General features: G+C 40.6%; 23 protein-coding genes. 16 read left to right on the top strand and 7 right to left on the bottom strand.

The window, feature by feature from the left end:
• The first annotated feature begins 15 nt into the window (after nt 1–15).
• The 13 genes from DUT71_RS13385 (at nt 16) to DUT71_RS13445 (ending at nt 14459) form a co-directional block, all read left to right on the top strand.
• Complete coding sequence (locus DUT71_RS13385) at nt 16–372, top strand: cytochrome C oxidase subunit IV family protein (protein ID WP_113663042.1); 357 nt, start codon at nt 16–18, stop codon at nt 370–372.
• Nucleotides 373–418: 46 nt separating this feature from the next.
• The gene (locus DUT71_RS13390; RefSeq protein WP_113663043.1) at nt 419–1123 is read left to right on the top strand and encodes an SCO family protein; all 705 of its coding nucleotides are present in this window, start codon (nt 419–421) and stop codon (nt 1121–1123) included.
• Nucleotides 1124–1183: 60 nt separating this feature from the next.
• Nucleotides 1184–1723: a DUF420 domain-containing protein gene (locus DUT71_RS13395; protein ID WP_240186931.1), complete on the top strand. Its 540-nt coding sequence runs from the start codon at nt 1184–1186 to the stop codon at nt 1721–1723.
• 133 nt (nt 1724–1856) lie between these two features.
• A complete protein-coding gene (locus DUT71_RS13400; RefSeq protein WP_240186932.1) occupies nt 1857–2447 on the top strand; it encodes an RNA polymerase sigma-70 factor in 591 nt (196 codons plus the stop codon).
• A 67-nt stretch (nt 2448–2514) separates the two neighbouring features.
• A complete protein-coding gene (locus DUT71_RS13405; protein ID WP_113663045.1) occupies nt 2515–3738 on the top strand; it encodes a FecR family protein in 1224 nt (407 codons plus the stop codon).
• 323 nt (nt 3739–4061) lie between these two features.
• Complete coding sequence (locus DUT71_RS13410) at nt 4062–7652, top strand: SusC/RagA family TonB-linked outer membrane protein (RefSeq protein WP_240186933.1); 3591 nt, start codon at nt 4062–4064, stop codon at nt 7650–7652.
• Between the two features lie 10 nt (nt 7653–7662).
• Complete coding sequence (locus DUT71_RS13415; RefSeq protein ID WP_113663046.1) at nt 7663–9111, top strand: RagB/SusD family nutrient uptake outer membrane protein; 1449 nt, start codon at nt 7663–7665, stop codon at nt 9109–9111.
• Nucleotides 9112–9129: 18 nt separating this feature from the next.
• The gene (locus DUT71_RS13420; protein ID WP_113663047.1) at nt 9130–10446 is read left to right on the top strand and encodes a zinc-binding metallopeptidase; all 1317 of its coding nucleotides are present in this window, start codon (nt 9130–9132) and stop codon (nt 10444–10446) included.
• A 9-nt stretch (nt 10447–10455) separates the two neighbouring features.
• Nucleotides 10456–11772: a DUF4302 domain-containing protein gene (locus tag DUT71_RS13425; RefSeq protein ID WP_113663048.1), complete on the top strand. Its 1317-nt coding sequence runs from the start codon at nt 10456–10458 to the stop codon at nt 11770–11772.
• Between the two features lie 299 nt (nt 11773–12071).
• Complete coding sequence (locus DUT71_RS13430) at nt 12072–12473, top strand: hypothetical protein (protein ID WP_113663049.1); 402 nt, start codon at nt 12072–12074, stop codon at nt 12471–12473.
• A gap of 61 nt (nt 12474–12534) precedes the next feature.
• Nucleotides 12535–12780, top strand: coding sequence for a hypothetical protein (locus DUT71_RS13435; RefSeq protein ID WP_113663050.1), 246 nt, complete (start codon nt 12535–12537; stop codon nt 12778–12780).
• Nucleotides 12781–12925: 145 nt separating this feature from the next.
• Nucleotides 12926–13585: a DUF2461 domain-containing protein gene (locus DUT71_RS13440; RefSeq protein WP_113663087.1), complete on the top strand. Its 660-nt coding sequence runs from the start codon at nt 12926–12928 to the stop codon at nt 13583–13585.
• Between the two features lie 31 nt (nt 13586–13616).
• Nucleotides 13617–14459 (top strand): OmpA/MotB family protein, encoded by an 843-nt coding sequence (locus DUT71_RS13445; RefSeq protein ID WP_113663051.1) that lies wholly within the window; start codon nt 13617–13619, stop codon nt 14457–14459.
• A gap of 143 nt (nt 14460–14602) precedes the next feature.
• On the opposite strand, the gene rfbC is transcribed toward DUT71_RS13445, so the two are convergent.
• The 3 genes from rfbC to DUT71_RS13460 are packed head-to-tail and all read right to left on the bottom strand — an operon-like array spanning nt 14603 to nt 17288.
• Complete coding sequence (rfbC, locus tag DUT71_RS13450; RefSeq protein WP_113663052.1) at nt 14603–15157, bottom strand: dTDP-4-dehydrorhamnose 3,5-epimerase; 555 nt, start codon at nt 15155–15157, stop codon at nt 14603–14605.
• A 4-nt stretch (nt 15158–15161) separates the two neighbouring features.
• Complete coding sequence (locus DUT71_RS13455; protein WP_113663053.1) at nt 15162–15464, bottom strand: DUF4286 family protein; 303 nt, start codon at nt 15462–15464, stop codon at nt 15162–15164.
• A 15-nt stretch (nt 15465–15479) separates the two neighbouring features.
• Entirely contained in the window at nt 15480–17288 is a 1809-nt protein-coding gene (locus DUT71_RS13460) for a tetratricopeptide repeat protein (RefSeq protein WP_113663054.1), read from the bottom strand.
• A 221-nt stretch (nt 17289–17509) separates the two neighbouring features.
• On the opposite strand from DUT71_RS13460, the gene DUT71_RS13465 reads away from it, so the two are divergent.
• The 3 genes from DUT71_RS13465 to DUT71_RS13475 all read left to right on the top strand — a co-directional run bounded on the left by DUT71_RS13465 (nt 17510) and on the right by DUT71_RS13475 (nt 21895).
• Entirely contained in the window at nt 17510–19405 is a 1896-nt protein-coding gene (locus DUT71_RS13465; RefSeq protein WP_240186934.1) for a S9 family peptidase, read from the top strand.
• Nucleotides 19406–19414: 9 nt separating this feature from the next.
• Nucleotides 19415–21085, top strand: a complete 1671-nt coding sequence (locus DUT71_RS13470; protein ID WP_113663089.1) for a sensor histidine kinase — start codon at nt 19415–19417, stop codon at nt 21083–21085.
• A 120-nt stretch (nt 21086–21205) separates the two neighbouring features.
• The gene (locus DUT71_RS13475) at nt 21206–21895 is read left to right on the top strand and encodes a response regulator transcription factor (protein WP_113663055.1); all 690 of its coding nucleotides are present in this window, start codon (nt 21206–21208) and stop codon (nt 21893–21895) included.
• Between the two features lie 35 nt (nt 21896–21930).
• Here the strand turns inward: DUT71_RS13475 and DUT71_RS20230 are convergent, their stop codons facing one another.
• The 4 genes from DUT71_RS20230 to DUT71_RS13490 all read right to left on the bottom strand — a co-directional run bounded on the left by DUT71_RS20230 (nt 21931) and on the right by DUT71_RS13490 (nt 26015).
• Nucleotides 21931–22095 carry a hypothetical protein gene (locus tag DUT71_RS20230; protein ID WP_162796037.1) on the bottom strand — a complete coding sequence of 55 codons (165 nt, stop codon included), beginning with the start codon at nt 22093–22095 and terminating at the stop codon, nt 21931–21933.
• Nucleotides 22096–22151: 56 nt separating this feature from the next.
• A complete protein-coding gene (locus tag DUT71_RS13480; protein WP_113663056.1) occupies nt 22152–23039 on the bottom strand; it encodes a UbiA prenyltransferase family protein in 888 nt (295 codons plus the stop codon).
• 75 nt (nt 23040–23114) lie between these two features.
• Complete coding sequence (locus tag DUT71_RS13485) at nt 23115–24371, bottom strand: metallophosphoesterase (RefSeq protein ID WP_113663057.1); 1257 nt, start codon at nt 24369–24371, stop codon at nt 23115–23117.
• Between the two features lie 159 nt (nt 24372–24530).
• Nucleotides 24531–26015, bottom strand: coding sequence for a sigma 54-interacting transcriptional regulator (locus tag DUT71_RS13490; protein ID WP_113663058.1), 1485 nt, complete (start codon nt 26013–26015; stop codon nt 24531–24533).
• Nucleotides 26016–26071: the final 56 nt, after the last annotated feature.

Below are 26071 nucleotides of genomic sequence, written 5' to 3' on the forward strand. Positions count from 1 at the left end.
TTAAAGATATTTATCATGTCAGAACATCACACACATACATCAGAGGAGCACGGTCACGGAGAACATGCTTCAATGTCTAAAGGCAAAATTTGGAAAGTGTTTTTCATCCTTTTGTTCATTACCGTAATTGAGTTTATCATTGCATTATGGGCAATCCCTGGAGGACATATGTCGCAATCGGTTGGCAACTATGTTTACATCTTTTTAACCTTGTTAAAAGCCTTTTACATTGTGGCCTATTTCATGCACCTTAAGTACGAGAAACTGGGATTGCAATTATCGCTAACCGTTTCTTTCGTGTTTATCATTTACTTTATTGTACTGATGCTGATTGAAGGCGGTTACCTTCATTTGCACATGCCTAAGGTATAGATGCACGATACGCTCCATCCGAAATTATAAATGATCGAAAAACCGGATGAAATATAATCATACCAAAAAAATATTAATCCTGGTCACCATATTAGCGGTACCAGGATTTTTATATTATTTACTTCAGGACAAGGGTAAGAACCGGTACAAACCTTTACCTATTTATGGTCCAAAAGTGGTTGCGTCAACCTTCCATTCTGTAAGAGGAAAGCAAATTCCAGACACCATTTATCACCTAGTGGATGATTTTGCCCTGACCAACCAAAACGGCGATACCATTACTTTAAAAACCTGGCAGGGCAAAGTGGTTGTACTTAACCTCTTTTATACGCAAGTTAATTCTGATGGTGCGAAAATATCCATGAAAGCCATGCAAGGCTTTAACGAAATGTACCAAAACAATCACATGGTGCATTTGGCAAGCATTAGTGTAGATAGTAAGGATGATCTTAAGGCGATATCCAATGCTGCCAAAGCCCAAAATGCAGTTGCGCAAAAATGGGATTTTCTGAAAGGCGATACCGCAACCCTGAACAAGCTGGTAAAAAGATCACTATTGCTTGATGCAGTAGACAATAGTACACCTACTGAAAGAAAATTTATCTATAGTAGTAAAATAGTACTGTTAGATTCTCAACATCGCATTAGGGGTTTCTACGAAGCCAGCAACCAGGAAGCCTTATCTAAATTAGACGACGAAATTAAGGTGCTCATTGCCGAAGAACTCAGAAATATCAAAGACGGTAGGTAATTAACAGTTCTCAATAAACAATTCAACGGGCTAAATTTAGCCAACTATTAATTTATGAAAATGGAAAATACGGTAGAACAAAAATATAACAGGTGGATCGTGATCCTTTCGGTAGCTGTTCCGCTAGTAGTGGCTTTGTTATTTGGCGTTAATTTAAAGAAGTTGGGTTATGATGTACAACCACTGAGCTTTTTGCCTCCCATTTACGCTACCATTAATGGCATTACGGCAGTGGTATTGCTAGTGGCGGTTTGGGCCATTAAAAATGGGAAACGTAAGCTGCACGAAAACCTGATGAAATTTGCCATCGTATTATCAGTGTTATTTTTAGGAATGTATGTAGCTTATCACATGACTTCCGACTCTACAAAATTTGGTGGCGAAGGAGCCATCAAATACATCTATTACTTCATTTTAATAACGCATATACTACTGTCTATCATCATCATTCCATTTGTATTGATTACTTATGTGAAAGCATTGGCACAACGTTTTGATAAACACAGAAAGATTGCGAAGATCGCTTTTCCAATGTGGCTCTATGTAGCGGTTACCGGAGTGGTGGTTTATCTGATGATTTCTCCTTATTACACGCATTAATTTTCTGCATAAGCAACGCCTAACCGTTTACCGAACGGCAAACTGAAATTTTAACGCTCGATTTTGTAAAAAATCTATAGCTTTTTGCTATAATTCTTATCTTAGAACATAGCAACTATAATCATTCAGAAGTGTGGGTAAAGAAACTGTAGAAAGTATACAACTAATGTTGGAAAAAGGCAATGCCAGGGCCTTTACAGATTTCTATAGCCAATATTTTAAAAGATTGTTGATCGAAAGCGATAAATATGTAAAAGATATTTATGTAGCGGAAGAAGTAGTGCAAAATGTTTTCCTTAAAATATGGGAACGGTCCGAGGATCTTACCGAAATCAAATCCATCAAATCGTATTTATACCGTTCAGTCATTAATGCTTCCATCAATTACGTAAACAGGCAGCGGAATTTAGAGCAACACCACCAAAAAATAGTAGACGAATTTACGGAAGACCAAGCTGAGCAACTGGATGAAGAGAATGAATTGATTGTACTGTTATTTGACGAAATTGAGAAGCTGCCACCGAAATGTAGGGAAATCTTTAAAATGAATAGATTTGAACGCTTAAAATACCGTCAAATAGCCTTAAAATTAGATCTTTCCGAAAGAACTGTTGAAAATCACATCGCCAATGCGTTAAAACTTTTGAGAGAGGCTATGCTCAAAAAAAGAAATGTGGAAATTGGCAGCTCTACAAGGTTATTTCAGCTTTTATTCTTTTTTTAAAAAAAAGTTCGTGGATAACTAGGGGTTTTTGGTGAGGTATTTGTCATAGCGTTACTAAACAAACAAAATGACTAACCAGCCAGAAATACTTGCGTTAATTGCAAGGCATTTGGAATATCCAGATGACTTAGCGTGTAAAGCCCAAGTTGAGCAATTTCGTAAACATTCAGCCGAAAATGAGGCTTTCTACAACAGCGTAGAAAAAGTATGGCGTTTGTCTGGCAAAGCAGCTCCGTTGGCTAGTTTAGATCATCATCAAGCAGCGGAAAGGTTTAGTAAGAGATTAAATAAGCAAAGACAAAATCTTCCAACTAAAAAAACTAAGCTTTCTCGTACTACCGTATTCCTTAGATGGGCCGCCGCTGCAGTGGTTTTATTGGCCCTAGGTTCGGTCATCTATTTATACTCTGGAGGGAAGTCGCTATTTCACAAGCAACGTACTTATGCTTCAGATGCTGCGCCGGGAAGTAACAAAGCTATTTTGGTATTGGCCAATGGTCAAAAAATTTCCTTAAGTGATATCAACAACGGCGATGTAGCCAAAGAGGCAGGCTTGTCTATCACAAAAACCGCCGACGGACAACTGGTGTACAACATTGTTGACGATAAATTAGGCGGAGCTGCAAAAGAAGACACGTTTAATACCATTGAAACCCCAAAAGGAGGAGTTTGGCAAATTAAACTGCCTGATGGCTCGTCAGTATGGCTCAATGCCGCTTCGGCGCTGACCTATCCGCTTTCCTTCGCAAAAGGGAAAAAACGCTTGGTTGAATTAAAAGGGGAGGCCTATTTTGAAGTTTCAAAAGACAAAGATCATCCTTTTATCGTTAAAACGGCCAAACAGGAAGTTGAAGTACTGGGAACAAGTTTCAATATCAATTCCTACGCTGATGAGAGCGAAGTAAAAACCACTTTGTTGGAAGGCAGCGTGAAAGTAATGCCCTATTTGGCAGGACAACAGCCAAACATCTTAAAACCTGGTGAACAAGCTGTACTTAGTGCAAGAGGTATCAACATCAAAGAAGTTGACGCTGAAGAATCTATTGACTGGAAAAACGGCTATTTCATGTTCAACAATGAAAAACAGGAAAACATCATGCGCAAAATTGCCAGATGGTACAACGTGCAGGTGGAATATGCCGACGCTAGCGCTAAAGATGTGATGTATTACGGAAGCATTAGCCGTTTTGAAAACGTATCGAAGGTACTGAGAAAATTTGAACAGACCGGAGAGGTGAGATTTGAGATCCACAAAAACAAAATAACCGTTTATAAAGAAACTGGGCAATAATATTGCTCGCATTAATCAACAAAATCAACAAACCGAACAAACTATTCAACATGAAACAAACTCAACAAACTTAGCCCCGCCATTTCCACGTCAAATACAAAAGAAAAAAGAGGTGCTCGTAACACCTCCTTTTCTTGTATCTGTTTAACCCGTTCCTAAAATATTGGCGTATCAAGGAATCATTTTATTGGATTAACCGCAAAATCCCAACGGTGCTTGGCACCGTGTGGCGAAGCTGCAAAAAAACAGACTATCAAATGTATAGAAATTACACCAAAATTCTATGTAGGTATTTTGGCTACCTACCAAAATTTTTATTGATCATGAAATTAGTTACAGTAGTATTGCTTGTCTCCTTTCTTCAAGTAAGCGCTGCTTCCTACGGGCAGTTGGTAACTATTAGAGAAAAGAAAGCAACTTTAGAGAAAGTTATTAAGGAAATTAAAAGGCAGGCCGGTTACGACGTGTTGGTATCTACCGACAAAATGAAGAGTAACACCATGGTAAATGCGGGCTTTAATAACATTTCTGTGGAGCAGGTGATGGATAAGATCCTTGATGGAAAAGATTTAACCTATTCCATTGAAGACAAAACGATTCTGATTAAGCCTCGGGAAAAATCGTTCTTCGAAAAAATTGTCGACTACTTTGCCGCTATCAAGATTACCGGCGTGGTAAAGGACAAAAAAGATGGGCTGCCCATGCCTGGCGTTAGTATTACCATTAAAGGAACAACCACTACGGTAGTTACCAATGATAAAGGGGAGTACCAAATTACGGCAGCAGAAGACGCTGTGCTGGTTTTCAGGTTTATTGGCTACAAAACCACAGAAATTGGCGTTAATGGCCGAACCAAGATCGACCTCTCTATCGAAGAAGATGCCAGCGAACTGAAAGAGGTAAACATTGTTTCAACCGGATTTCAGAACATCAATAAAAAGCTGTTTACCGGCTCTGCAACCAATATTAAAGGTAGCGATGTAAAGCAAGATGGTATCATTGATGTTAGCCGCATGCTGGAAGGTAAAGTAGCAGGTGTTTCGGTACAAAACGTGTCCGGAACTTTTGGTACTGCACCTAAAATCCGTGTACGTGGGGCAACTTCAATATCTGGTGAAAACAAACCCCTGTGGGTTGTTGACGGAATCGTGCTGGAGGATATCGTAAACATATCTAACGACCAACTTTCCAGTGGCGATGCGCTAACCTTGTTAGGCTCGTCTGTGGCAGGCATCAATGCTGATGACATTGAAAGCTTTAATATTTTGAAAGACGCTTCTGCAACAGCACTTTATGGCGCAAGAGCAATGAACGGCGTAGTGGTAATTACCACCAAAAAGGGTAGAGCCGGAAATAATAATATCTCCTACAGTGGTAACTATTCAACCTTTTTGAAACCTTCGTACGATCAATATAACATCATGAATTCAGCCGATCAAATGTCGGTGTATGCTGAGGTTTTAAGAAAAGGAGGCTTGGACGCCAACATTGTGAACGGCAAAAATGGCGGTGTATTTGTAAAACTGTACGAGCAAATTAATCTGTATAATTCCACTACTGGTCAATTTGGGGTAGAAAATACGCCCGAAGCAAGAGCAGCCTTTCTGCAAAAATATGCCAGGGCCAATACAGACTGGTTCGATTTGCTATTCAGAAATTCCTTTGTACAAGAGCACTCACTTTCATTCACATCGGGCTCCGAAAAATCACAGCATTATTTTTCATTAGGATATTATGACGATAACGGCTGGAGTATTGCCGATAAGGTGAAACGTTATACCATGAACATCAGGGGTAACTACAATATCTCACCCAAAGTAACCGCGGGTATATTGGCCACAGGTTCTTATAGGCAACAACGCGCTCCAGGAACGCTGGGACGTACAAATAACGTGGTTGAAGGTAAATATGAAAGAGATTTTGATATCAACCCGTTCAGCTATGCCCTAAACACCACACGTACCATGCGTATGTATGATGATAACGGCAATCTGGAATTCTACAAACTTAACTATGCTCCTTTTAACATCAAGAACGAAACCGAAAACAACTACATTGATCTTGATATGTTGGATTTGAAAGTGCAAGGTGAATTAAATTACAAATTCCTAAAGGGATTTGAGTTTAAGTCATTAGGTTCAATGCGCTATGTGAAAACAACAAGAGAGCATAAAATTACCGAGTATGCCAACATGGCCCTGGCCTACAGATATGCGCCAAACTCTACCATCAGGGAAGGCAATATCTTTTTCTACAGGGATCCGGATAAACCACAGGAAGTAGAAAAGATATCGGTGTTGCCGCAAGGAGGTTTCTACAACAGAAATGATGATAATTTGTTGAATTTCAATGTCAGGAACCAAATTCAATACGACAAAACAATTGGCGACCACACCTTTGGAGGTTTTGTTGGCCAGGAACTGAAATTTACCAACAGACAAAATAGTTTTAACAACGGTTACGGTTATCAATACGATAAAGGTGGCGTGCCTTTTACAGATTATAGGATCATTAAGATGCTGCTAGAAGCAAACTATAATTATTTTGGCATGGACCGTTTCTACGATAGGTTTGCTGCTTTCTTCGCAAATGCAAGCTACGCCTATCAATCAAAATATGTAATCAATGGTACGTTCAGGTATGATGGAAGTAACAGGATGGGCGAGTCTAGAACCGCCAGATGGTTACCTACCTGGACCGTGAGTGCTGCCTGGAATGCCTCGGAAGAAGACTTTATTAAAAATATCGACCAAATTTCCTACTTAAAACTAAGAACCGGTTACGGTTTAACGGCAAGTATGGGTAGCGCCCGTAACTCTTCTGTTTTATTGACCAACAGTACAACCTTAAGACCTAGACTATCAGAAGTGGAATCGAGGATTGTATTAGATGGTTTGGAAAACTCTCAACTGACTTGGGAAAAACAATATGAGTTTAATGCCGGTTTAGATTTGGGCTTGTTTAAAGATAAACTTTCAGTTAATATAGATTTTTACCACCGAAACGGATTTGATCTGATCGGTCCTTTCCGTACTTCGGGAATCGGCGGCGAATTTACCAAATACGCCAACTACGCCGACATGAAATCTAGAGGTGTTGAGTTTACGGTAAGCGGAAGGGTAGGAAATCCGACAGGATTGCAGTACACGCCAACATTTACCTTTGGCTACAACAAAAGCAAAATCGTTAACCTAAAAAATACCTCCCGAATTTACGACCTGGTAAGACCAGAAGGTGGTGCTTTAGAGGGCGGCCCGGTTAGAGGATTGTATTCCATCAACTTCCAAGGGCTAAACTATTTGGGTGTGCCCACTTTCGTTGATGAAAACGGTAATGTTTCTAACAGCGTTTACGTGCAAAGCCAAAACCCAGCTTATTTAACCTATGAAGGTTCTGTTGAACCTTTAATTACCGGCGGTTTAACCAATACCATCAAGTATAAAAACTTTGTACTTACGGCATTTGTATCTTATCAAACAGGTAATAAAATCAGATTGAACAACGCCTATTCTGTAAATTATGATGACACAGATGCCATGCCAAGAGAGTTTTTGGATAGATGGACCTTGCCACTGGACGAAACCGTGGTGAATAGCCCGTCCGTAGGTGATTACCTGTTAAGGAAATCACTTTCTGGAAGCTATCCTTACACTGCCTTTAACTATTCTTCTGAAAGGGTGGCCGATGGATCGTTTGTAAGGTTAAAGCAAGTTTCTCTGAGCTACAACCTACCGCAGATGCTCATGAAGAAGATCGGGTTAAATAGTGCATCTATCAAACTACAGGGCAATAACATCTGGCTAATTTATGCCGATAAAAAGCTTAAAGGACAAGATCCGGAATTCTTTGCTTCGGGTGGTGTAGCTATACCAGTTCCGAGACAGTACACATTATCATTAAAAATTGGAATATAAAAGCATAGTCATGAAAAAATTATTTAGTTATATACTTACGGTGAGCTTTATTGTTTCCACAACAGGTTGTAAGAAATTTTTAGAGCATGCACCCGATCAGAGAACCCAATTAAACAGTCCACAAAAAGTCTCTGAGTTACTGGTAACCGCTTATAGCGCCGGTAATTATGTGTTGGCGGCCGAGTCGATGTCTGATAATGTTTCTTTTGTAAATGCTACTGGAAACAACGTTCCAGCTAACTTCGATTCTTACTTTTGGAATGATATCAGGGCAATTAACCAGGATTCTCCTACCTATTTTTGGACCAACACCTATCGGGCAATTTCAGTAGCCAACCAAGCTTTGGATGCCATTAAGAAAGCCGCTGATCCGGAAAATTATCAGGCCCAAAAAGGAGAGGCCTTGGTAGCTAGGGCTTATGGTCATTTGATGTTAGCCATATTTTTCTCGAAACCTTATGATAAGGCAACCGCAGAAACAGACATGGGCATTCCCTATGTTACCGAGCCAGAAAATATCGTGCTTAAAAATTACGAACGCAAATCGGTAGCGTACACCTATGCCCAAATCCAGAAAGATTTAGATGAAGGGATCCCTTTGATTAAGGATAATCTATATACCGTACCGGCCTACCATTTTACCAAGAAAGCCGCTTATGCCCTTGCAGCCCGTTTTTATCTTTTCAAGAAAGATTACGACAAGGTAATTGAGTGCGCCAACTTGGCTTTTCCTGCAAATAACTTTGCCGATAACCTGAAACCTTGGCCTTCGTACGGCAGTATGCCAAGCAGCACCGAGATAGGAACCGCCTTTACAACGGCATCAACGCCAGGTAACCTGTTATTGATACAAACCACCTCGTGGTTAAACAGGTACTACAACAGGGCGGTTTTCGCTTTCTCTCAAAACCGCTTAAACAGTATCACCGCCCCTATGGGAATTAATTTTTCGGCATACAGGAAGTTCTCCTTCTCAAGCACCTATTATTTTGTGCCCAAGTACGCCGAGCATTTTGTAAGAACAAGCATTAACGCCAACACTGGTACGGGCTATATCATGCAGCCGTCGTTAACCACCGAAGAACTATTGTTGAACAGGGCAGAGGCCTATATCATGAAGGGACTTTATGCAAACGGCGTAACCGACATCAACACATTGTTGAGTAAACGAATCACCAATTATACTTCGGCCAATGGTGTAACTGATGCAAAGGTAAAAGCATATTACAGCAATTTGCCAAATGAGCAGGCCATGTACACCAATGCAATTTTAGACTTTAGAAGGGCAGAATTTGTACATGAGGGCATACGCTGGATGGATATTCTTAGGCACAAGCTTCCGGTGGTCCATGTTTATGAAGACGGATCATCAAAGGAATTAAAGGCTGATGACCTAAGAAGACAATGGCAATTACCTGATGAAGTTTTGCTTTCAGGAGTACAAAAAAATCCAAGATAACATAAAGCCTAATTGAACATGAAAAAAATAGGAATTTTACTTACGGCTATTGCGTTATTAATGTTTGGCTGTAAAAAAACTGAAAACGTAGACAGGGAAATTGTAGGTTTAGGTGGCGATACCTGGCCTAAAACAGCTTTAGATACCTGGCTTTACGATACCTTTACCAAACCTTACAACATTGCGGTTAAATATCGCTGGGATGGAACAGAACAAGATCCAAACTTTACTTTGGTGCCGCCAAAGGTAGAGCAGGTAAAACCGCTGATGGAAATGGTAAATACAGCGTGGGTTCAGCCCTATGTTGACTTGATGGGAGCTAACTTTATCCGTACCTATGCGCCAAAAAACTATGTGCTTATCGGCAGCGTGCGCTACAACTCCGGCGGTACGGTTACTTTGGGCGAAGCTGGAGGAGGCATCAAGATCACTTTGTTTAATGTAAACAATTACGATGCTGCCAATAGGGCCGTATCTAAAAGGATACTAAAAACCATACACCACGAGTTTTCCCATATTCTGCACCAAACGGTGATGTTCCAGAAAGAATACCAGTACATTACCCCAAGCGGTTATACGGCTGATTGGAACAATGCCACTGGCTTTTATAACAAAGGCTTTATTTCGCAGTATGCACAGGCGGCACCTGAAGAAGATTTTGTAGAAATGATTGCCTTAATGATCACAGAAGGCCGGAACGGCTATGAAGTACTTACCAGAAACATTACCGATGCTACGGCATTGGCCAGTGTACGCCAAAAGCAAACCATGGTAACCGCTTATTTAAAGCAAACCTGGAACGTTGATATCGAAAGCATACAGGCAAAAGTACAAGCGGCCTTAAACCAACGTGCCCCAGAAAATGCTGGCGATTATTTCGCATTTGGAACAGACAAGTTGCCAATCCTGACCATTGATCCGATTGCCAATCCAAATATGTCTGCGCCTTTTATCAGCATTTTTAACCAAACTTCAACCGGATTGGCCGGCGTTGGTGGAGCAGGTAGGATTTTGGATCAAATGGCCCTGATACGTACTTCGGCTACGCAAATGACCTTGAGGCTTTATTATAGAAACACTGCGGGCACGGCATTTACGGCAGATTTTGTGCACAATGTTACCAATAATACCAACGGAACTTTTTCGTTAACCTACGCCTCTAGGGATGCCAATGCTGACGTAATCGCTTCGGGCGTAACCAGCATGACCAATTTCTTGTTAGGCAAACAATTTGGAGTTAAATATTACTACAACGCCAATAACACAAAGCAATATACAGGTGTTTACGATTTTAATAATCAAGATACTTATATGTACGGGTTTTTATCATATTAATTTTTTGAAATGAAAAAGCAACTTATTTATATAGCGCTTACCATGTTGGGTTTTGTGGTAGGCTGCAAGAAAGATGAAGATCCAAAATTGGAAGATCCAGATAAAAGGCTTACCGCCGAACTGGCAGCAAGACAGGCCGATTTACTGACGGCACCTAACGGATGGAGGGCGACAATCTATCCAAAGGGAGGAAAAGGTTTCATGTACTATTTGAAATTTAATGCCGATGGAACCGTAAAAATGCTTTCAGATTTTAATGCTACCACTTCAACGGTACTGGCCGAAAGCACCTATCGATTAAAGGCACTGATGAGGCCAACATTGATTTTCGACGGTTATAATTACATCCATTTGCCGGCAGATCCCAATGGATCAGTAAGCGGTGGCAGTAATGCAACAGGTTTAGCTTCTGATTTTGAATTTGCATTTACCAAAACAACTGCAGATAGCATTTATTTTGATGGCATATTCAACGGAAACAAGTTCATTATGTCTAAATTGACGGCAGCAGATGAACAAAAGTTTTTGGCAGGTGCCCTAAAGCCATTCATGGATGATGCAACAGCTGCCACCTCTAATAAAATCCTTTTTATACTATTGGATGGAAAGCAAATCCCCGTGTCTATATCGATTTCAAATAAATCGATTAGCATAGCGGGTAAAACCAGTTCGCCTTTTGCATTTAAACTGGATGGCTTAGAACTAAAATCACCACTCAAAATCAATAATTATACCTTTGATAGGGTATATTGGGACGATGTGAACAAGCAATTTTATTTCTTAAACGGAACCACCAAAATCATTATCGAAATTTCACCGTCGCCATTACCGTTGGAAGAAACGCCTGAACTGCATACTTTGTTGGCAAGTCGTTGGAATTCTTTGCTGATCAATATGAGCACTATGCCAGATCAGTCAGCCTCCTTTAAAACAGCTTACAACACTGCAAATACAAGCCTGGGTACCTTGGGCGGTGCCGGAAGATACATCGAATACATCACCATTTTATTTAATACCAACGGCACCATCAACTTCCAAATTAGGTATAGAAATCCGTCGAGCCCTAACTCGTTTTTCTTGGCCGATTTCAATTATACCATGAACTTGAATGCCGCCACAGGGGTAGCTACTTTTACACAATTGGGTACGCCTTCGGGTAATGCGGCTACCATAGCCACCTATGTAGTTGCTTTACGAAACTATATCGCAAACAATTCGTTTAAAATTGCCTACATCTCGGCAGCAGCTCCAGCTGGCGCTAAAGTAGGTGGTTTCTTAGGCCAAAGTAATCCTGCATCGTTTTTCTATGGAACGCTCAGTCAGTAGAGGGTTTTGTGAGTTAGAGTAATAGTTAATTAAACAGCTTGGTTAATGGCCAAGCTGTTTTTTAAAATCATAATTTATTTATAACAAGCTCTGTATTAATCTTTTCACTTAAATTAACGGTAAAATATTATGAAACAAAAACGTCTAATTTTTTTCGCAATTATGGTTATTGCCTAGTAGTTTTTCCTCGTATGAAAGGCATAATTTTTTGTTGTATATCCAAAATGGCCAAGTAGTTGGTCCTTACGGCCTATAATTTGAACAAAGTTTGTTCAAGAATCACTTTATTTGTTTTCCTCATGATCAACATTAAATTTAAAAGAAGTAAATACAAATTTGGAACTTATTGGACCGGCCCAATATTTTTACTACTGGGCATTTCCTATTTTGTAACGGAGCAAGTATACCAATGGAACCATTATGCTTACCTGTTTGTTGGCGTTGGTACAACGCTATTCCTTATTTTCGATAAGCAAGCTAATTATATTGCCATTGATAATGATAAACTTGTCATCAATGGATTATGGACCCGTTGGCTTTATTTAAAAGACATTACTGGTTTCGAAATCAATGGTGATCACTTGAAAATTTCTAAAAACAATCGAGAGATAAATATTGATCTTTCTTTAATCACAGAAGCCTCTAAAACAGAACTGATTTCTTTTTTGGAAGAACTTAGGCCAGTGAAGTCAAATCATTAGTGTGGTATTCTTTTACCTAAAAATGAAATAACTTGTGCCAATTTTACTTTAAATTTGAGGCATGAAAAAAATACTGGCCATATTACTTTTCTTTTTCACGGTGCTGATCTTTAGCCCCCAAGCCAAAGCCCAATGTGCAATGTGTACTGCAAATGCCGAAATGGGTGTAAAGAATGGCAATACACAAACTAAAGGTTTAAACTCTGGCGTTTTGTATTTGCTGGCCATTCCATTTTTATTAGCGGGTGGTGTAGGCGTAATTTGGTACACCAACTTCCGTAAAAAAGATACTAGTCCGCTGGCCTAGTTACTACTGTTAAATACCTTTAAAATTTCCTTAAACAAAGATTAATTTGCTACATTGGCATCAATGGCTAATGCGATGATTTATGTTTAAACCACCGTCATTTTTTGACGGCAGCTTCATCACAAATGAAATAGAATCTAAACAGATGAAAAAATCCACTTTTGATTTCCTGAGGGAACTGGCTAACAATAACAACCGCGAATGGTTTGCAAAAAACAAAAACCTTTATGAAGAGGCCAAAGCCGATCTTTTTGCTTTGATAGCTCCGCTAATTAAGGAACTTTCCGCCATTGACCCCGAGTTTTCGGCAGATACCGAACCCAAAAAATGCTTGTTGCGTATTTACAGGGATATTCGTTTTAGTCCAAACAAAGCGCCCTACAAAAAGAACTACGGGATTGCCTTTGATGTAAAGGGATATGGCCCAACCACGCCTAGTTACTATCTGCACTTAGAACCAGGAAGCTGTTTCTTTGGCGCTGGATTTTGGATGCCCGAGAGCAAGGTGGTGAAAAGCATTAGAGAGGAAATCGATTACAGTGCCGATGAATTCTTAGCAGTGGTTAACAACAAGGACTACAAAGCATTATTCGCGTTAAGCAAAGAAGATAGCCTGAAAAAAGCCCCAAAAGGATATGAAATAGATCATCCGATGATTGAGTATTTGAAATTGAAAAGCTTTATTTCCATCTATCCGCTAAAGGAAGAAGACTTTTATCAAAAGGATATCGTGGAAAAGTTGAAAAAAGCATTCCATACCATTCAACCTTTCATTTTATTTTTGCGCAAAGCAGTAGATCAGTAACACCTTAAAACATACATTGATAAATACACAAATGAGGAAATTCAATTTTTTAGTTGCCCTTTTTTTAGTTATCGCCACGCTAAGTTCGTGCGTGGTGCTTTCTACCAAAAAATATAAATCGCTTTTAGCCAAGCAAGATTCCCTTAATACCGGATGGAACAGCTCGCAATTGCAGAATGAAAGTTTAGAGCAGCGCATTAAACGCCTACAAGCCGATACCGCATCGCTGAACAGTCAGCTAGCGGCACTTAACCAGCGCTACAGCGATTTGGATGCTAATTACAGCAAATTGAGGAGCAACAGTTCATCAGAAATTAACAAGCTGAACGAAAACCTGAAAAAGCGTGAACAACGACTAAAAGAGGTAGAAGAAGTATTGCGCAAACGCGATGAAGCCACCAACCAATTGAGAGCTAAATTGCAACAGGCACTACTTGGTTTCACTAAAAACGGCCTAACGGTAGAAGTTAAAAACGGAAAAGTTTATGTTTCCCTAACGGATAAATTATTGTTCCCATCGGGAAGTATCATTATCGACGAAAGAGGAAAACAAGCATTAACCCAATTGGCCGAAGTATTGAAGCAACAGCCAGAAATTAACATTGCCGTAGAAGGTCATACCGACTCGCAGCGCATCAACAATTTAGGTCAGATTAAAGATAACTGGGATTTAAGTGTATTACGGGCAACCTCTGTGGTACGTTTCCTTACCGAAGAGCAAAAGGTAGAAAGTGTAAGAATGACCGCAACAGGTAAGGGACAATATCAGCCTTTGGCCGAAAATACCAATGCCGAAGGCAGAAGCAAAAACCGAAGAATTGAAATTGTACTTTCTCCAAAATTGGACGAACTGTACGATTTGATTAAACAGTAATTAAGACTTACGAAGTTTTTAAGCTATTCAAATTTAAACTTCGTAAGTCTATAGAAAAATAAAAGAGGCTATAAAAAAGCCACAGATACACAGATTTGATTTGTGCATTTGTGGCTTTTATAATTGATGACGTTGATAATCGGTTAAAATGGTGATTGTAGTGATGCAAAATCACTTAACACTAAATCTTTGTCAGACAAAGAAAACTCCTTAGTGTCCAGATAGGCTGCCCAATCAATGTTGATGGTGGGGTCATTCCACATAATGCCTATTTCCGAATCCTTATCATAGTAATTGCTTACCTTATAGGTGAAGATCGTATCATCCTCTAAAGTTAAAAATCCGTGTAAAAAGCCAGGTGGTACCCATAATTGTTTGTGGTTTTCACCACTTAATTCAATGGCAAAATGCTGCCCGTAAGTAGGAGAGTTTTTTCTAATATCTACGGCAACATCAACCACACGGCCTTGTATTACCCTTACCAGTTTGCCCTGTGCAAATGGGTTTGCCTGGGCATGTAAACCGCGTAAAGTTCCTTTTTTGGAAAAGGATTGGTTGTCCTGTACAAAAGTGACGTTAATACCAGCTTGTTCAAAAAAACGTTGATTAAAGCTCTCGTAAAAATAGCCCCTGCTATCTTGCCAAAGCTTAGGCTCAATGACAAAGAGATCTTTTATTGGGGTTTCTATTAAGTTCATAAATTTATCCTACAAATTCCATTAAAGTGCTAAAGGTAACCAGCTTGTTGGGGTAGCGGTTGTACATTTCGGCAATAAACAATTGCTCGTGCAAGTCTAAAAAGGTTTGATGGCGGGCTTGGTCTTCCGCAATGAATTGGATACAATAGCTGAGCCCCTCGTTGGGCGAATCCACAATCTTCAACAGCCGATAGGAAACAAAGCATTCTGTTGCCATCAATTGCTCAATGTGGCTTTCCGTCATCCATTGCAGCCAATCGGGCGCCGAAGCTTCTTCGATAATTACGGTTACATTAAATAATAGCATGTGGCAAAGATACACTTAAGCCCCCAAATTATCCCCACGGATATTGCGGTATCTTTTTCTGGCCTCGGTGTTCAGCATGCTGCCCGGAAAGTCGGTAATCAACTGCTGGTATAATTTTTTGGCCCCCTCTATGTTTTTCAGCTGGTGCTCGTAAATATCCGCTAGCGTAAATATCGCATCGTCAATCCAAATACTGGTCGTATGATTGGCAATCAGTTGCTTTAGGTTTTCCTCGGCTTTCACAAAATCATGGGTTTTAATAAAGATTTTGGCTTTGGACATCAGTACATCGTCGGCCAGGCTATTGTTTGGAAATGCAAGATCAATACTATCCAATTTTTTGATTGCTGCGGCATTGTTGTTGACGAACTGGAGCATTTCAGCATCTGCATACATCATCAGGGCCAAACTGTCGTTTTTGCTTTGCAGGTTATCGGAAATCAAAAGGCTTAGGTTGAGGGCGTCGTTAGCCATCAGCTGCGAAGTGGAGGCTTTAAGCACGTCGGCCTGTGATTTGGCATATTTAAAATTGCCTTGGTAGAAAGATAGTCGTGCCGATCGGAAACGAGCCTCGCTAGCTACCGGAAGATTTTCATATTGCTTGGCAACCTGTTCATAAACCAGCAAGGCCTCCCAAGGCTGTTTGTTCAGCACATAAATGTCGCCCAAATCTATTTTTACCTCGCCTAGTTCCATTGCTGGTAAACCTGGCACTTTTAATGCCTGTTCTAAGGTTTTTTCTGCATCGGGTAGGTTGTTTAGGTAGTAGGCTTGTAGGTAAGATAGTTTTTTAAGGGCAAAAATGGTTTGGTTGCTAATCCCATACTGACTAATTACCAGTGCAAATTCCTCTGCCAGCGCTTTAACGGCTGTTTGATCTATTTTTCCCTGCATGGCCAGTTCGTATTTGGCATTAATAAGCTGTATTTTTGCAGGTAGGTAAAGCTCTTGCTCAGGCCCTTTGCTGAGCAGGTACTCATAAGCTTTGATGGCCGTTGAAAAAGCCTTGTTGGCTACAAAAGTATTGGCCGTATTAAAAATCAAATCGCTGGCATTCTTAGCTCTTTTATCTTGCGCAATAAGCTGCCGCAAGGCCATTTCATACTGCTGTTGCTGGATATATTGCCAAATCAGGAGCTCGGTATAAATTTCATTTTGAGGGTCTTTTTGTATCTTTTTGAGCAAAGCAGATTGGAGCAGCTGATAGTCGCTGTTGCCTTCAAAAATGTTCGATAGTACGCTTTGTGCTTGTGGCACCAATTGCGGATTGGAAGGAAGTGCATGGATATATTCATCGATCAACGCCTGTTTGTCCTTCTTAAACCTATAGATACTTAAGAGCTCAAACGTAAAGAGCTGCTCGTCGCCAAGTACTTTGCGTCCCTGTAAAAACGTGTTAACGGCCATATCATAAGCTTCGAACCGGTAAAAAGCATTGGCAAGTTCCCTAAACTGAAATTCGTTTTTGGGTACATTTTGGATCGCGGTATAATAAATTTTGTTGGCCTCCGGAGTTTTGCCCAGCTCCTGATAAATGCGCCCCAGGGCTATTTGGTAATTGAGCTTTTGCGGCCATTGCTTGATCAATTTTTTAACCAGAATTTCGGCCTCATCGTACTTTTTAATTTTAAGTAAAGCCGTATAATAGAGATCAAAATACCCATCATTCCCGGTGCTTTTAAAAAGTTTTTCGAGCAACGAGGCCGCTTTCGCATAATCTGCCTGCTGATAGTACTGATAGGCCAGTGCTTCATCTATATTTTGCTGCCCAAAACTGGAAATATAGTAGCAGCAGCCAAGAAGTAATAACATCAGACGTTTCATGGGCATCTTTTTCGCTAATTGCTAAAATTAAATTTTTTAAGCTTATAATTACGCATTGAATATAAAATAACGTTGGGCGCCGTACTGTATTTTAAATGTTACGGTGTATTTTCCGTAAAATGCCAAATAGTTATTTTATTTGAATGTAAACTAGCCTTTGAAATAAGTAACAATATTAATGCTAATAGCCCAACGGCTATAGGGTTGTGTAATTTTGCGACATGATGATTGCAGTGAAAAAATATGTATGGTTGTTGTTGGTGGTAGCGCTTTTTGCATGCAATCGTGATACCAAAGTAAGGGAAGTCCCTGTGAATGATTTCTTTAAAACGCAGGATAGGGCTTTGTATCGATTATCGCCCAATGGCAAGCACCTTTCTTATCTTACCCTTAAGGATAAAAAGCAACATCTGGTAGTAGAGGATTTGGAAAAGGGCAATACCGTAGAAGTTTCAAAACTTGAAGAACGTAACATCAACTTCTATTGCTGGGTAAGCAATGATGAACTGATTTACTACAAGGAAAAAGAAGGCAGTAGGTTCCAAACGGATTTGTACATTGTTAACAGGAATGGTACCCAGGAGCGTCTTTTAAGTAACGATGGCAAAAGTAAGATCCGTTTGCTTGAAGACCAATTGATAGAAGATAAATTCCTGTTGGTAAGCAGCAATAAAAGAGATTCTACCGTGTTTGACGTTTATAAACTAAATGTTAGAAATGGACAGATGCTGATTGCCGCCAAAAACCCCGGAAACTTTACCGATTGGCTTACCGATAGCAAAGGAAAACTGAGAATGGCCATTTCTACCGATGGCGTAAACGAATCTGTATGGTATCGCGAAAATGAGGCTAAGCCATTTCAGAAAATCATTACCAATAACTTTAAAACTACGTTGTGGCCTGTGGCTTTTTCAGAAAGCAAGCCCAATACTATTTATGCCATTTCTAATGTAAATAGAGATAAAAATGCTTTGGTAGAAATTGACTGTGTTACTGGAAAGGAAAAAAGTGCGCTGTTTGCGGAGGATACCCTGAACGTGGTAGAAGCACAGTATTCCAAACGCAGGGGCAAAATGGATTTTGTGGTGTATGAAACCTGGAAAAAGGAAAAGTACTATTTGAACGACGAAGCCAAAAAGCTTTATCAAGGATTGGAGAAATTAATTCCCGATGCCGAATCGAAAATTGTGCACAGCGATAAAAATGAGCAGCACTTTATTGTAAGGACTTTTACCGACCGTAGCCCAGGGGCATATTACCTTTACTATGCAGAGAACAACTTTTTGAAGAAGTTAAGCGATATTAATCCTTCCATCAAAGAAGAGGAAATGTGCGAAATGAAACCTATCAGCTATGTAACCAGTGATGGGTTCAAAATTAACGGATATTTAACCTTGCCATTGGGCGTACAGCCCGAAAACCTGCCCGTGGTGGTAATTCCGCACAACGGCCCCGGCCAGCGCAATTCATGGGGTTTTAATGCCGATGTACAGTTTTTGGCCAACAGAGGCTATGCCGTACTGCAGGTGAACTACCGTGGCTCCACAGGCTATGGGAAGGAGTTTTATGCCGCAGGTTTTAAGCAATGGGGCCAAAAAATACAGCAGGATATTGATGCGGGCGTATTGTGGCTCATTGATCAAAAAATAGCCGATCCAAATCGTGTGGCTATTTATGGCTATGGCTTTGGTGGATTAATTGCCATTAACAGCGCCATTGGAAATGCCAAACTATATAAATGTGCAGGTTCAAGTACCGGAGTTTTAAATCTTTTCAGCTACCTGAAAACAATTCCGCCGTTTCTAACGTCCAACCTTCAAATGTATTACGAAATTGTTGGCAACCCAGATAAAGATGCGGAATACATGAGGCAGGCTTCGCCTGTTTTTCATGCAGATAAGGTAAGCATACCCGTGTTCATCACGCAAAGCGCTAAAGATCCAAGAATTAATGGGAATGATGCGGTACAGTTTGTAAAGGAACTTAAAAAGCTGAACCTGCCCGTAACCTATTTGGAAAAAGAAGACAATAAATCGCCGTTGAACAGGGAAGAAGCCCGCAAAAAATCATACGCGGCACTAGAGCTTTTTTTACAGGGCAATTTAAAAAAGCGCTAGGTTATGCCCATGGAGTCTGTTAAAGAAAGCGGTTACCGTAAAAACTTTTCCCTCATCGCTGCATTTATCGGCCTGATATCGGTATTGTTTGTACTCTCTCTGTTTTTGGCCTTTAATTTCAGCAAGAAAAAGATAGAAGGCGACTTTATTTCGGCAAAAACCAATGTGCTGGAAGAAAGTATCAAGCCTTATAACGATTTCTTTTCCAATAAGCTGCCCGAAATTTCCTATTACAATGGCTTTCTCGACTCAGCCACGGCCGCCAAGTTTGTAGATACCATATTGCTCAAATATCCTTTTGTGAAAAAGGTATTCTTTTTTGATGCCGAAGTACGCAATATGCGCTACGAAGATAATGGGCTAAACGTAGGGGAATTTTCTGTGGGGATGAAAAATGCCTATCAGTTTGGTACCTATATCCCAGATGATTCCGTAAAGATTTTTGGGGCCAATGCGGTACAAAGTAACGCCACACTGGAAAGCTTTAACGAGCTGGCTTTAAAGCTTTATACTTTTGTGAATAAGCTGGACACCACCAGAGTGCCCACACAGGAAGAGTTGTTCAATATCTTCTCCAATATTAAGCCCAATAGGATCGATTATTTCAATATCCCCCGCTTTGAGGACCTGAAAGTGTATAAGCAGATGATTACCAAAAAGCTGCCATCAGAACCAGTGTATCAACAAGACATGCTTTCTTTTGAGCTTGACCCGATGAAAATCAAGATCAAGAACAACAGGCCATTGCTTTACCAATCGGTGCGCATTGAGCCCATCAGCTACGATCCTTTGGAAACTTCATCGGAATATGAAACGGGAGAAATCACTTTGGGAGGCCCATTTTCAGCCTACAAGCTGTACTTCATCTCGGCTAAATCTTTTATTAAGAAAGAGATTTTTGGTTACTTTTTCCCAATTGCCGCCCTGATCCTGATTTTTTATGGATTGCTGTTGCTCGTGGCCTTTTTAATCTATCGTAACCTAAATATCAACCACAAGATGTTTAAGCTACAGTATGATTTTTTAACCAACCTTACCCATGAATTTAAAACACCCGTTAGTGTCATCAAAATTGCCGGCAATAATATCAAAAGCGCCGCCAGCATTTCTGAAAGGGAACAAAAGCTATACGGAAAAATACTGGACGAAGAAGCCGATAAGCTTAACGGCCTGATGAATAAACTGCTGGCCTTTACCCAGATTGAAAATAAGGCCATCAAGCTTAACGAAGATCGTATTGACATGGTGGAGTTTATAGAAAGTACCATTGATGCCCACCAGCTTAAACACCCCGATTTTAAATTGAGCTATGAAGTTAATGAATTTACCCACTTTGTGACTGATCCGGTACTTTTGGGTAGTTTGTTTGATAATTTGGTGGAAAATGCCTATAAATACTCGCCGCCCAACCAAAAGCAACTGCACATTACCGCCAGGCTAATCAAGGATAAAGTAGTTTTGCGTTTTAAGGATGCGGGTATAGGTATTCCGGCATCAGAAATCAATAACATCTTTAAGAAATTTTATAGAGTTCAAAATCAGTATAACCAAGCAGGAAGTGTGGGTTTAGGTTTGGCTTTTTGTAAGGAACTTGTTAATTTTATGAAAGGCGAAATTACCGTGCGCAGTGTGGTAGGTAAAGGCACCGAATTTAAGATCGTATTGCCTTATGTGCAATAACAGGTGTGAAGGATTAAGTGATGCAATGTTTAACTAACGAGATGATCATAGCATGTAGGAATATTTGCTTGAGCCGTCATTTACTCATTTAAAATTCAATCATTCAAAATTTAAAAAGTTATGTCAAAAGATATTAAGATACTAATTGTAGAGGACGATGAAAATTTACGTTTTTTGGTAGTTCATCGACTAAAAAATGAGGGATACCAGGTTTTGGAAGAAGGGGATGGTATAGCAGCGGTACAAACCATTGGTGCCGAGAAACCCGATATTGTACTTTTAGATTGGATGTTGCCCGGAAAAGAAGGCTCTGAAGTTTGCGAAGAAGTTCGTAAGCAAGGCTTTGAAGGGCTGATCATCATGATGACCGCCAAAGCGCAGGACGTAGATAAGATAGATGCCTATCAGTTTGGGGCATCGGATTATGTCACTAAACCATTCAATATGGATGTTTTGGTGGCCATGTTGGAAAGCAAGGTGAAGTTTTTGCTGAATGCCGATAGATCCGAGATCCACCGCTTTGGCAACATGGAGCACCATCCAAATATCCACACGCTTTTCCGCGATGGCAAGAAAATAGAATTGACCATTTTGGAAAATAGGATATTGCTCTATTTCCTTCGCAACCCTAACCAGGTGATCAGCAGAGAAGACCTGATGTTAGAGGTATGGGGCTACAATTCGGATGTGAACACACGTACCTTGGATATGCACATTGTACGCTTGCGTAAGAAAATAGAAGCCAATGCCGATAATCCACAGCTGTTGCAAACCGTGAGAGGCGTAGGCTATCGCTTTAACGCCGGATAAAAAAAGGCCCCGTATTTTAAATACAGGGCCTTTTTTTAGTTTTTGTTTTGCCCAGGAGCATAAGGCTTTGCAGATTTAGCACCTGTAGCTTTCTTTACCTGCCCTGGAGGGACTTTGCCGCTGTTGCCGGCCGTTGCGTAGCATGAAGCAAATAATGTGGCCACAATGCAAAATATCGGGATAATGAGTTTCTTTTTCATTTCAGTTGGATTTTACTGGATATTTTGCAAAGAGCATGCCAACTATACCCGAGGGATTAGGATATTGGAATCCAGCTACAAGCAACCAATATCAGGTATTGTAGTAACATGGTGCCATCTAAATAAAAGAAATAATAATACTCGTTCCTTTTAAAATTAGATTTAAAGATGAGCCATCCCGTAAGCAATACGGTTAAGGTAAGCCCTATCACGTCCAGATTAATGGCTTTGGTGAATAATACCAATAGCAGCAGGTAAATTGCTAACAAAGCCTGGCAAAAAAACCAGGTTGTTTTTTCACCTAAAATTACCGGAATGGTCTTTAGTTCGTAAAGCTTATCCTGAAACAAGTCTCTAATGTCGAACGGAATAGTGATGGCGCAGATAAACAGAAACCTCTTGGCCACCAACAACACTGTTTCACTTAAAGGAACCTGAATTTGGTGCAAGCTTTCCAGTTCAACAATGGGTAGGAGCACACAGCTGCTGGCCCATACAAAGGCAATAAGAAAAAGCTTAATGCCCGGGATGTTTCTTAAGCCTATTTTTTTGCCGTTAAGGGTAAGGAACGGGATATTGTAAGCAACCGCAAGCAAACCCACAAAGCCCATCAATAATTTGGATTCGAAACTAAGGTAGAGTAGGCCCAGAGGGATTAAGCACAGGGCTGAAATAAGTGTAGTGGAAATGGTAAACCTATGGTGGGAAAAGATCCACCTCACACGCTTGAAAGGTGATTGCTCCGGAGCTTTTGGTGTTGATAACAACACCGCCAGGTTATAGATCATCAACGTGGAGAAAAACAAAAATGCCAATACATGTTCACTAGGCCTGGCCCTGAGCAGGTGATAGGTAACCAAGCCTTGGGCAACTGCGCAAATTGCAATAAAGAAATTGCTGAACAGCAGAAAATCAAGAACGGATAAACCTATTTTTCGGATCATTTATTTTTAGTTGTAGGTTTTGGGTTATCGGTTACGGGCACAACCCCGTATCTTTTAACACGTCACAGGCAACACCTAAGCTTTGCTTAAGGTAAATATCGTGATTTCTGGCAAAATACCTACACGTCCCGGATAGCCTAAAAAGCCATAGCCAACATTTACATAAAGTTGTTGCTTTTGTTCGGTATATAGGCCGGCCCATTCTTTGTAGATATATTGCACGGGGCTCCATTGCATTTCCTTTATTCTTACGCCAAATTGCATGCCGTGGGTATGGCCGCTAAACATGGCATCTATCTGTGGGTATTTTTGCAATACCTCGCCACGCCAATGTGAAGGATCGTGCGAAAGCAATAATTTCACGGGAAGATCATCGGTGTTTTGTGTGGCCAATTCCATCTTGCCGTACTTTGGAAAGCGGCCCATGCCCCAGTTTTCAATCCCAAGGATACCAATTTCTTCGCCATCCACTTTCAATCTGCGATGCTGGTTCATTAAAAGGTCCCAACCCATAATTTTGTGGGTAGCAATCATGTCCTGTAGGTTTTTCACTTTAGCTGGGGAGCTGGCTTTGCCAAAATGGTAATCGCCATAATCGTGGTTGCCCAATACCGAATAAACACCCAATGGTGCCGTTACTTTGCTAAAGATATCTTGATAGTCCTTTACCTCGCTGGTAAGGTTGTTTACCAGATCGCCCGTAAAGAACACAAAGTCTGGTTTTTGGGCCAGCAGCATTTCCACGCCACCCTTTACGGCGGTTTTGTTATAAAAACTGCCCGAGTGGATGTCTGAAACCTGTGCCATGGTAATGCCGTCAAAAGCACTAGGCAAATTGGGGAGCTTTAGGTTCACCCTTCTAATTTGATAATCATAAGCACCCGAGATAATGCCCCAACTTAATGAGCTTAAAGGAACGGCTCCGGCAATTAGGCCTGCTTTTACCAAAAAGGAAGAACGGCTGATGGGTTGGCCGGCAATACTTTCTTTCGCGGCCTCTGCAGGTTGCTTACGTTTCAACAACCTCTTAAATTTGATCACCAACCGCCTCAAATCATCAATCAGCAAGAAAGGCAGCATAACGGCCTTGCTGGCCGTAAGTAGAAAAAAAGCTACTAAAATAATAGCCCTGATGGTTAAGAACAGATTGAGGTAAATGGCACAAAATACGCCCACAATTAAACTGATGTTTATTATCCACCACGCTTTTTTAAAGCGTTGCTTGGTACGCGGTGTCCAGTTTTTAAATGCGGCTAATATGGCATTGTAGCAATAAATGTCGAATAAGATAACGATAAAACAGAGTACCGTAAGAAATATTGTTCTTCCCATTTGGGGTAAAGTTAAATTGATTTGAGTGTTTAGACCCTGGATTTTAAGATTTGTTTCAATGGTTTGTTTTAGACTTCCGAAGTATCAAAAACTTCGGAAGTTTACATCGTGCCAGATTTTTCTCTTGCTGTGCTACACTCGAAACGAGGCGAGCAGAAACTACCTAAAATCTTCGTCGTCTTCATCCGTTAAATCTGTATTGAACAAACTTTCAAACATATCCGAAAAACCAAAGCCGCCGTTAAGGTAGTTTTTGTTCAGTTGTGAAAACTCCGCTAATCCGTGTAATACAAATTCCATGAGCAACAATGTCTGGTTTTCACTCAATTTGGGATGGAACCTCTTGATCAGTTCTTGCAGGCCTTTTACTTTGTGCAATTCGTTTTTATACTCGGTTAACGTGAGGTTGTCATCCACCTCAATGGTGTTGCCCTCCGTAAACCATTCGGTAATTTCAGTGTAGGGATTAGCCGTTTTACTTTTTTTAGCTCTGGTAGGGTCTGGAAAATAACGAACAAATAAATGCTTAATGGCCTTTCCAATGAGGGTATGCGCCACTTTAGCAGGGCCTTCTAGCTCACCTTCGTAAACCAATTCTATTTTTCCGGTAACAGCGGGGATAATACCGCTAAAATCCGAGATACGTACAAAGGTGTTTTTTTCTTTATTGATGAGCATTCTTCGCTCCGCGTTGCCAATTAGATTTTCGAAAGCCGAAATGGTTAAGCGAGCAGAAACGCCCGATTTCTGATCGATGTATTCGCTTTTTCTGGCTTCAAAAGCAACCTGTTCCACCAAATCTTTCACTAAGCCATCGGCTTCTATCAAACGTTGTTCAGGCGTAAGTTTGGCCTCCTGAAAGGTGATTTTCCTCGAAATCTCTATTGATTTTGGATAGTGAGTTAAAATTTGACTTTCGATACGGTCTTTCAAAGGGGTTACAATGCTTCCGCGGTTGGTATAATCTTCGGGGTTTGCGGTAAACACAAATTGAATATCCAAAGGCAAGCGAAGCTTGAAGCCCCTGATTTGGATATCCTTTTCCTGGAGCATGTTAAATAAAGCCACCTGGATCCTCGCTTGTAGATCCGGAAGTTCATTGATCACGAAAATGCCACGATGTGCTCTCGGGATCAAACCAAAATGGATAACCCTTTCATCGTTGTAGGTCAGTTTTAGGTTGGCCGCTTTAATGGGATCTACATCCCCGATCAAATCGGCTACAGTAACATCAGGCGTAGCCAGTTTTTCGGTATAGCGTTCGCTGCGGTGCAACCACGCAATGGGAGTATCATCACCTTTGGTGGCAATTTCATGGTGGCCATACCACGAAATGGGGTTTAAAGGATCGTCAAAAATCTCGCTGCCAGCAATGTACGGAATGTATTCGTCCAGTAAATTCACCATTAAACGGGCAATGCGGGTTTTGGCCTGCCCCCTCAAGCCCAGTAGCAATACATTATGCCGAGCTAAAATAGCGGTTTGCAATTCAGGAATTACGGTTTCATCATAACCTAAAATTCCTTCAAAGCCCGCTTCCTTTTGCTGTAACTGTTTGATCAAATTTTTTCTGAGCTCATCTTTAATACTTAACGATTGATATGAAGTTGTTCTGAGTTCTCCTAGTGTTTTTGCTTTTGTCATAAAGGTATAAGCTTTAAGGTGTAGGGTGTAGGGGGTTGGCAGCTTTAGGCCTTCAA

Source organism: Pedobacter nanyangensis (assembly GCF_003313505.1).
In the GTDB taxonomy this organism is placed as follows: Bacteria; Bacteroidota; Bacteroidia; order Sphingobacteriales; family Sphingobacteriaceae; genus Pedobacter; species Pedobacter nanyangensis.